Origin of the sequence: Streptomyces sp. YS-3 (assembly GCF_045257485.1) — a bacterium.
Lineage (GTDB): Bacteria > Actinomycetota > Actinomycetes > Streptomycetales > Streptomycetaceae > Streptomyces.
In genome coordinates this window covers 1-2,094 of the sequence record NZ_JBJHPC010000862.1, presented here as the reverse complement: position 1 = coordinate 2,094, position 2,094 = coordinate 1, and the positions used below count along the sequence as shown (strand labels likewise).

The 2,094-nt window shown below is 71.8% G+C and carries 1 protein-coding gene; it reads right to left on the bottom strand.

Features of this window, described 5'->3' with window-relative positions; genetic code table 11:
- Nucleotides 1-305: 305 nt before the first annotated feature.
- The coding region (locus ACJA3G_RS35665) for an ABC transporter ATP-binding protein (protein ID WP_406557177.1) at nucleotides 306-2,094 on the bottom strand (1,789 nt) is incomplete at its 5' end.

Here is a 2,094-nt window from a genome sequence, read left to right as displayed (position 1 = left end):
ACCCACGAGCAACTGCTCGACCAGGGCGGCAAGTACGCCGCGCTGGTACGGCGCGACGTCCGGCTGGCGCCGGTCGCCTCCTGACGGGGGCCGCGGGGATAACGTGCCGGTATGACGGATTCCTCAAGCGGGTCCGGACACCGGACCGGGCTCACCCGACGCGGCTGGATCCTCCTCGGCGCCCCCACCAGGAGCAGCAGGCCGAGGGCGCCGAGGAGGATCCAGCCGCGTCGGGTGAGCCCGGTCCGGTGTCCGGACCCGCTTGAGGAATCCGTCATACCGGCACGTTATCCCCGCGGCCCCCGTCAGGAGGCGACCGGCGCCAGCCGGACGTCGCGCCGTACCAGCGCGGCGTACTTGCCGCCCTGGTCGAGCAGTTGCTCGTGGGTCCCGCGCTCCGCTATCCGGCCGCCGTCCAGTACGACGATCTGGTCGGCGTCCCGGACGGTGGAGAGGCGGTGCGCGATGGTGATCGTGGTGCGGCCCGCCGAGAGCGCGTCGATGGCCTGCTGCACGGCGTGTTCCGTCCGGGTGTCCAGCGCGCTGGTGGCCTCGTCGAGGATGAGGACGGGCGGGTCGCGCAGGATCGTCCGGGCGATGGCCAGGCGCTGCTTCTCGCCCCCGGAGAAGCGGTAGCCGCGCTCGCCGACCACCGTGTCGTAGCCGTCGGGCAGGGAGGCGATGTGGTCGTGGATCTGGGCCGTACGGGCGGCGGACTCCAGCTCCTCGTCGGTGGCGTCGGGCTTGGCGAAGCGCAGGTTGTCGGCGACGGAGGCGTGGAAGAGGTAGGTCTCCTGGGAGACCACGCCGACCGCGCGCGCGAGGGTGTCGAAGTCCAGGTCGCGGACGTCGACGCCGTCGAGCGTGACCCGGCCGCCGGTCACGTCGTACAGCCGCGGCACCAGATAGCTGAGCGTGGACTTCCCCGAGCCGGTGGGGCCGACGACGGCGAGGCTGGTGCCGGCCGGGACGGCCACGTCGACGCCGCTGAGCGTGGGGCCGCTCTTCTCGTCGTAACTGAAGTCGACCGACTCGAAGCGGATCTCGCCGCGCACCTTCTCCAGGCGGACCGGGTTGTCGGTCTCGGTGATGTCGACCGGGAGGTCGAGGTATTCGAAGATGCGCTGGAAGAGGGCGAGCGAGGTCTGCATCTGCACGCCGGTGGAGAGCAGGCTCACGGCGGGCCGGAACAGGCCCTGCTGGAGCGAGACGAAGGCGACGAGCGTGCCGATGGAGATCGTGGGCCCGCCGGCCTGGAGGGCGAGGCCAGCGGCCCAGTAGATGACGGCGGGCATGGCGGCCATGACGATGCCGATGGTCGACATCCGCCACCGCCCGGCCATGCTGGAGCGCACTTCGAGGTCGACCAGGCGCTCGGACTCGGCCGCGAAGGACCGGGTGAGCGAGTCGGCGCGGCCCATGGTGCGGCCGAGCAGGATGCCGCTGACCGACAGCGACTCGGTGACCTCTGCGGCCATCGCGGCCATCTGCTTCTGGCGCTGGGTGGTGATCTTCTTGCGCTCGCGGCCGACCTTGCGGCTGATCCAGACGAAGACCGGCAGCAGGAGCAGCGAGACGGCGGTCAGCCGCCAGTCGAGGGCCAGCATGGCGACGACGGTGGCGACCACGGCCGTGAGGTTGGAGACGAGCGAGGTGGCGGTGGAGGTGACGGTCGCCTGCATGCCGCCGATGTCGTTGGCGATCCGGGACTGGACCTCGCCGGTCCGGGTGCGGGTGAAGAAGGCGAGCGGCATCCGCTGGAGCTGGGCGTAGACACCGGTGCGCAGGTCGTGCATGACGCGCTGGCCCACCGTGGTGGAGATCAGCGTCTGGAGGACGCCGAAGACACCGGTGACGACGGCGGTCGCGAGCATGCCGAGGGCGAGCAGGCTGAGCAGCCCGGTGCGGCCCTGCGGGATGGCGACGTCCAGGATCTCGCGCAGCAGGAACGGCGAGGCGACCGAGACGAGTGAGGACGCGGCGACCAGCAGGCCGACGATCGCCAGCCGGCCGCGGTAGGGGCGGAAGAGGCGCAGGATGCGTCGCGTCTGGGCGGGCTGCTCCTCGCGGCCACGGGGCGGGGGCGTCCAGGGG